General features: G+C 53.5%; 6 protein-coding genes. 3 read left to right on the plus strand and 3 right to left on the minus strand.

Features of this window, described 5'->3' with window-relative positions; translation table 11 throughout:
• The first annotated feature begins 173 nt into the window (after positions 1–173).
• Positions 174–1,895, plus strand: a complete 1,722-nt coding sequence (locus tag BFR47_RS14220) for a proline--tRNA ligase (protein WP_071473686.1) — start codon at positions 174–176, stop codon at positions 1,893–1,895.
• A 330-nt stretch (positions 1,896–2,225) separates the two neighbouring features.
• On the opposite strand, the gene BFR47_RS14225 is transcribed toward BFR47_RS14220, so the two are convergent.
• The gene (locus BFR47_RS14225) at positions 2,226–3,212 is read right to left on the minus strand and encodes a zinc-dependent alcohol dehydrogenase family protein (protein ID WP_071473687.1); all 987 of its coding nucleotides are present in this window, start codon (positions 3,210–3,212) and stop codon (positions 2,226–2,228) included.
• A 252-nt stretch (positions 3,213–3,464) separates the two neighbouring features.
• Between BFR47_RS14225 and BFR47_RS14230 the strand changes: the two genes are divergently transcribed.
• Positions 3,465–4,367 (plus strand): LysR family transcriptional regulator, encoded by a 903-nt coding sequence (locus BFR47_RS14230; RefSeq protein ID WP_071473688.1) that lies wholly within the window; start codon positions 3,465–3,467, stop codon positions 4,365–4,367.
• A gap of 31 nt (positions 4,368–4,398) precedes the next feature.
• Here the strand turns inward: BFR47_RS14230 and BFR47_RS14235 are convergent, their stop codons facing one another.
• Positions 4,399–5,205: an SDR family NAD(P)-dependent oxidoreductase gene (locus BFR47_RS14235; RefSeq protein ID WP_071473689.1), complete on the minus strand. Its 807-nt coding sequence runs from the start codon at positions 5,203–5,205 to the stop codon at positions 4,399–4,401.
• 471 nt (positions 5,206–5,676) lie between these two features.
• Here BFR47_RS14235 and BFR47_RS14240 point away from each other — a divergent pair, with 471 nt between their 5' ends.
• The gene (locus tag BFR47_RS14240; protein WP_071473690.1) at positions 5,677–6,342 is read left to right on the plus strand and encodes a GntR family transcriptional regulator; all 666 of its coding nucleotides are present in this window, start codon (positions 5,677–5,679) and stop codon (positions 6,340–6,342) included.
• A 10-nt stretch (positions 6,343–6,352) separates the two neighbouring features.
• Here the strand turns inward: BFR47_RS14240 and BFR47_RS14245 are convergent.
• On the minus strand, positions 6,353–6,708 hold a 356-nt coding region (locus BFR47_RS14245; RefSeq protein ID WP_139215195.1), incomplete at its 5' end, for an FAD-dependent oxidoreductase.

Genomic DNA, 6,708 nt, shown 5'->3' on the forward strand with positions numbered 1-6,708 from the left:
TATACAAGCGCATCTTCGGCATTATCTGAGCAATAAAAATGAGGGGATCTCTGAGCTGCTATAGAAGTTGGCGATGTCTTAGCTCACGCTATAGCCGCAACCCTCAAGTTTGATGAAGTGATGCTCCTTGGGTCACTGTTGCTTTCTTTTTTCACTAATGTCGGGTGCCATGAATGCGAACTAGTAACTATCTCCTTTCTACTCTAAAGGAGACTCCAAACGATGCTGAAATAATCAGTCACCAACTTATGGTGCGTGCGGGAATGATTCGCAAGCTAGCATCAGGGTTATACACATGGCTACCTACTGGACTGAGAGTGCTGCGCAAAGTTGAAAAAATTGTTCGTGAGGAAATGAACGATGCTGGTGCAGTCGAAATATTAATGCCTGTAGTACAGCCTTCAGGCTTATGGGAAGAGACTGGGCGTTGGGGTAAGTTCGGTCCTGAGCTTCTGCGTATTTCAGACCGTAATGAACGTCAGTTTGTACTTGGGCCAACTCATGAAGAGGTCATCACGGATATCGTCCGTAATGAGGTGAAGTCATACAAACAACTTCCTTTGAGCTTGTACCAAATTCAAACAAAATTCCGTGATGAAGTGCGCCCTAGATTTGGCGTGATGCGCTCTCGTGAGTTTATCATGAAAGATGCTTACTCTTTCCATCTAGACAAAGAGAGTCTTGAAAAAACTTATGCAGATATGCATCAAGCATACTGTAATATATTCAATCGCATCGGCTTGGATTTTCGCGCGGTCATTGCAGATACAGGTTCTATTGGCGGTTCAAGCTCGCATGAATTCCATGTATTAGCAGAAAGTGGAGAAGATTTGATTGCTTTCTCTACGGAGTCTGATTACGCGGCGAATATCGAAAAAGCTGAAGCGTTAGCGCCAATGGCAGAGCGTGCAACAGCAACCCAACGAATGGAGTTGGTTGAGACACCAAACGTTAAGACTATTGCTGATTTGGTAGAACAACACGGCCTTCCGATCAGCCAGACGGTAAAAACTCTATTTGTTAAAGCTTCTGATGAGACTAATTCGAGTGTAGTGGCACTGGTCATTCGCGGTGATCATGAGTTGAACAAGGTTAAAGCTGAAAAACTTGCTGAAGTGGCGTGCCCATTGGAAATGGCAGAAGGAACTGAAATTAAGGCTCTAGTCGGTGCAGATCCTGGGTCTCTGGGGCCAGTTAACCTTGCAGTTCCCTTCATTGTAGACCGAAGTGTTGCAGTAATGAGCGACTTTGCAGCGGGAGCTAATGTCAGTGGAAAGCACTACTTAGGAGTCAACTGGAATCGTGATGTCAATTTAGGCCAAGTTGCTGACCTTCGCAATGTGGTTGAGGGAGACCCTAGTCCTTGTGGAAAAGGCACCCTGCTTCTCAAGCGTGGCATCGAAGTGGGCCATATCTTCCAGCTGGGCAAAAAGTACTCAGAAGCGATGAAAGCAATGGTGCTTGATGCTGACGGAAAGAAACAAGTAATGGAAATGGGGGCTTATGGCATCGGCTGCACTCGTATAGTAGCGGCGGCTATTGAGCAGAACCATGATCAATTTGGGATTGTTTGGCCAGAGGCGATAGCCCCATTCCAGGTAGCTATCGCCCCAATGAATATGCATAAATCTAAGCGCGTTAAAGAAGTCGCTGAGAGGTTATATGCGGAGCTAACTGCTATGGGAGTGGAAGTGCTGTTCGATGACCGTAAAGAACGTCTTGGTGTAATGCTAAAAGATATTGAGCTTGTTGGTATCCCTCATATTTTTATCATCGGTGAACGTGGTATCGACGAGAGTCTCCTTGAGTATAAAAATCGCCGCACAGGTGAAAAGATTGCGATTCATATGAGTGATGCTGTTGGATATCTTAAAGATAAGTTAGGCGGGAATTAATAATATGTGATCATGGCTTGTCATTTTTGTAATGATATATATGATTTGTGCTAAATAAAGCTTTAAGCTGTCTGTGTTCCACACTATGTGTGTATGGATCTCTGAGGCTGCGAACCGCTTTCTTTGAAAAAAGACTGAAATAAAAAAAAGTCCCTGACGTCAGGGGCTTTTTGCAGTTGCCGTGCCTGAAACAGGATTCAGGTGCTGTTAGTGTCAGTTACACATAGTCTCTTACATCCAGTGCCTTGCCCGAGTCCTTGCCTTCTATGGCGTACCGATATGCCCTGGTCTTGGCGTACTTTTTGGCAGTCTATTGACCATTCAGTTCTGTTATATCTCAACCACGACTTTGCCCATGGCCTGACCGCTGGCCAGACGTTCATGGGCCTTGCCGGCGTCACTCAGGCCGAAGTGGTGCTCATCCACAACCGGACGCAGGCCGCCGGCTTCCACAATATTCGCGAGCTCGCCCAGAATCTGGCCATGTACAGCCCGGCCATGGTCGTGGATCATCGGGATCAGCATGAACACCACATGCAGTGACAAGCCCTTGAAGTGGGCCATCGACAGATCCAGTTCGAGTAGAGAAACGGTCGTCGCTATCTGGCCGTTCAGGGCGGCGGCATCAAACGAATTGATCAGATTCGCCCCGCCGACGGTATCGAAGATGACATCGAAACCGGCACCATCGGTATGTTTGGCGACATAATCGGTGACACTTTCTGTTTTGTAGTTGATGCCTGCCGCCCCCAGTTTTTCGATCATGGACAGTTGCTCGTCTGCACCACCGGTGGCATAAACATCGGCACCGAAGTGGCGGGCCAGTTGCACGGCGATATGACCCACGCCACCGGCACCGCCATGCACCAGCACACGTTGCCCCTTGGCAGTGCCGGCTCGGGTGAGGGCTTCAAAGGCGGTAATTCCCACCAGGGGCAGGGCCGCCGCTTCGCGCATCGACAAATTCTTGGGCTTGCGGGCGATCAGCCGGGCATCGGCCAGCATATACTCGGCCAGGGTGCCCTGCAGCTCTCCCAGACCACCGGCGCAGCCGTAAACCTCATCACCCACAGCATATTCGGTGACGCCATCACCAATGGCAACGACGGTGCCGGCAAAGTCCATCCCCAGCACGGCGGGCAGTGCCGGCGCAAACGGCAGATCTTTGCCCATCTGGCGGATCATCATGTCGATGGTGTTGACGCTGGTCGCCGCGACCTGCACCAGCACATGGCCAGGCTTGACTTCCGGTTTGGGCAGCTCGGAAAGTTCGAATGCCTCGGGACCACCAAAATCTCGGATTGTCATTGCTTTCATCAGTCACTACCTCGGTTGGTTTGGATTGCATGGACCCAATATAGTTAACAAACCAAAGCATGATAATGACGTTAATTTTTTAATCAGTTTTTATTTTTTGTTTATAATGTGGCCGGGTATCGATCTTTTCTGGTCTTTCGCTGCCTTTGCGCCTGTCGGGCAGGTGCGCAGCCAGTCACCTCATATGTTAGGTAAACCGTTGATAATCATTTATGATTATCAACATATTTGATCTTTTTGTTGATAATAGAGATGAAAATCGACCACCTCAGGCTATTTGTACGGCTGGCCGCGACCCATAACATCAGCCAGGCCGGGCAGGAACTGGCACTGTCACCGGCGGTCGCCAGTTCGTATATCAGCAAGCTGGAAGAAGGGCTGGGGGTGCGGCTGGTTCACCGCACCACCCGGAAAGTCTCCCTCACCGAAGAGGGCAAGGCCTTTTTGCCCCATGCGGAAGAGGTGCTGTCTTCTGTTGAGGCCGCCCGGGCATCTGTGGGCGCAGAGAAGGCGTCACCGAGCGGCACCCTGCGGGTGTCGGCGCCGGCCTCGTTCGGCCGCATACACCTGATCCCGGCCATGAAGGGCTTCCTGTCGGAGTATCCGGGGCTGAAGGTGGACCTGAAGCTGAGTGACGCCATCATCGATATGGTTGAGGGCGGATTCGATATCGCCATTCGCAACGCCGATCTGAAGGACTCAACCCTGATCGCCCGCAGGCTGGCCCATGATCGGCGGATTATCTGCGCGTCACCGGACTACCTGGCCCGGTTTGGCGAGCCGGCCACACCCGAGGCGCTGAGCGAGCATCAGTGCGTGAATTTGATGGGACTGGAAAATTGGACCTTCGATACCCCCGATGGCCCGTTGAGCATCAAGACCAGCGGCAGCCTGCGCATCGACAACGGTGAGGCGGTGCGAGATGCCTGCGTGGCCGGGTTGGGCATTGCCATGAGCTCCACCTGGAATGTTTATCAACACCTGCAGCGGGGCGAGCTGGTGCAGATTTTGCGGGAATATCCCTATGTTTCCGACACCTCCATCTGGGCCGTGTATCCGAGCTCGCGGCTGCTGGCGCCCAAGGTCAGGGCCTTTATCGACTACTTTTCGGCGTGTTTCGGCGGTCAGCCCTACTGGGAGCGGCAGAAAGGTTGAGCTTCCTGCCTGTAAAGTGATCGTTTAATGATTACACGGATGAGTGTTCGGCGATCACCGCTTCAATCAGGCGCACCATGTCATCGGATTTTTGTGCATCCAGCGCATCGGCATGGGGCGAGGCAAAGCGGCCGGCATCGTTGTCGAAATACCGGCCGGAGGCCGTGGCGAATTCATCCGCCAGTACCGCGCGAGCCAGGATCTCCGCACCGATGCGGATATCGCCGCCGGCCACGCCAAAGCCTTCCTTCACCATCTTGCTGCCCAGCATGGAGCCCGGGTTGACCGCGATAATGGCCGGTCCCTGGTCCTTGAGCGCAAGCCCCATGCTGCGGGACCACATGGTGAGGGCCAGTTTGCTCTGGGCATAAGCCGCGAAATCGTCCGCCAGTCTGACTTTTCCTGCCAGTGCCTGTGGATCGACCGGAGCCTGGGCGGCAGAAGACAGGTTGATCACACGCCCAGAGGTGCCAAGCAGCGGCAGCAGCCGTTGGGTCAGCAGGTAGGGGGCAAGGGTGTTGACCGCGAAGCGGACGTCCAGGCCGTCCTGCGTGACGGGGTTGGTCGTGCGGAAGATCCCGGCATTGTTGATCAGCACATCCAGCCGGTCGTGCCGTGCGGCGATGGCCTTGGCCAGCGCCTCGACCTCGGTCAGGCGTGACAGATCCGCCACATAACCTTCCACCCGGGCCGCACCCGAAAGCATCGCCTCCACCTTTGCCAGCTTGTCCGGGTTGCGCCCGTGCAGCAGCACGGTATGACCCTGCGACACCAGCATTTTGGCGGTTTCCAGCCCGATACCATCGGTCGAACCGGTCACAAGAATGGTTTTTTGCATGGTGTGTCTCCTGATTATGAGAATGCCGGCAGCATGTCATTCTGGTGAGCACCGCCGGAGGGCTTCTTGCTCCCGATGTATCGAGGCCGGGGCCTCGTTATCCGTTGCTATTGCGTGATGTTGTGCCGATGACCTGATGACGGGGAACGAAGAGGTAGTTTATCAGTGCTGGTTCTATTTGATAATTAACGGTAAAAACGAATCAGTTTCTCTAAAAAATTGATAATAAAGGCTGGAGTGTTCACCTTGTCGATCGGGTGGCGAAGACATGCCCGATGCGGAGCCAGGTTGTTCCACATGGTTCTGGGGTCGGTTGGCGAGTACAGTGCGAGGTAATGGCGGAGGGGGCAACCGGGTTAGCGGAAAGTGAGCATGCACGCGAACGTTGCCGGCTTACCCCGTATGGTATACTGCCGGGGTTAAGGGGTTTTGCATCTATTCAAAAATAAAGACATATAAAACAGGATCTGTATGCCCGCAGCCAAGAAAGCCATGACCGCCAACCAAAAAGCCTATCTGGAAATCAAGAGGCAGATCCTTGATGGCGAGCTTCCCGAAGGGGCCCCCATTCGCCAGGATGATATTGCCCAGGGGATGGGGATCAGCAAAATCCCGGTGCGGGAAGCGCTGCGTCGGCTGGAATCTGAAGGTCTGGTTGTGATCACGCCCAATGCCGGGGCGACGGTGGTGAGCCTGACCATAGACGACTACATCGAGATGCTGGATATCCGTATTGCGCTTGAATGCAGGGCATTGGAACTGGCGGTGCCGAATATGGCCTCCAGTGATATCAGGAAGGCACGCGAGTTACTCGATGCCTATGATAGGGCCATGTCCCAGCAGGAATGGAGCGATCTCAACATGCGTTTTCACGCCTGTCTCTATGCCCCGGCAGACAGACCGCGACTGCTGGCCATGATCCGTGCCACTCAGGATCACATGGGACGTACCCTGCGGATGAAGATCTCGATGGTGGCAGAGCATGGTCGCTCCCATGCTGAGCATGTGCACATTCTCGATGCCTGCGAAAAAGGAGACACCGATTTGGCCGTTTCCTTGTTACGCAAGCATATCGAGCAGACTCGGCGGGAGGTTCAGGGCTACTTCCGCCACCACCTGAAAGAAACCACCACCTGATTGGGGCCGGTTAATCCCTGTTATCCTGGAGCCGTTTGAACCAGGTGGCAGCTTTTACCCCGAGGCCACGAAACCGATGGAAAGGGATCGGCCGTATCGAGGTGACGGGTACGGCCAGCTCTGACGCTGTTGCTCCCAGTACGCGGTTGGCCAATTGTTTACCCAGGGCGGTGGACACGGCAATGCCGCGGCCATTGCAGCCCACCGCGATATGAATATGCTGTTCCGGCTCATGGACATGGGGCAAGTGGTCAGTCGTCACCGCAAAGTAACCGCTCCATTGGTGGGACCATTCCAGCTTGCCCAGATGGCCGAAAAGCTCTTCTCCTGCGCGATGCAGGTAGGGCACAATTTTCGAATGGTCGA

The sequence above is a fragment of the Oceanisphaera psychrotolerans genome, from assembly GCF_001870485.1.
Taxonomy (GTDB): Bacteria; Pseudomonadota; Gammaproteobacteria; order Enterobacterales; family Aeromonadaceae; genus Oceanimonas; species Oceanimonas psychrotolerans.

Excerpts from the sequence above, each read along its gene's own strand:
- BFR47_RS14220 (WP_071473686.1), top strand. The coding sequence starts at position 174 with ATGCGAACTAGTAACTATCTCCTTTCTACTCTAAAGGAGACTCCAAAC.
- BFR47_RS14225 (WP_071473687.1), bottom strand. The coding sequence starts at position 3,212 with ATGAAAGCAATGACAATCCGAGATTTTGGTGGTCCCGAGGCATTCGAA.
- BFR47_RS14230 (WP_071473688.1), top strand. The coding sequence starts at position 3,465 with ATGAAAATCGACCACCTCAGGCTATTTGTACGGCTGGCCGCGACCCAT.
- BFR47_RS14235 (WP_071473689.1), bottom strand. The coding sequence starts at position 5,205 with ATGCAAAAAACCATTCTTGTGACCGGTTCGACCGATGGTATCGGGCTG.
- BFR47_RS14240 (WP_071473690.1), top strand. The coding sequence starts at position 5,677 with ATGCCCGCAGCCAAGAAAGCCATGACCGCCAACCAAAAAGCCTATCTG.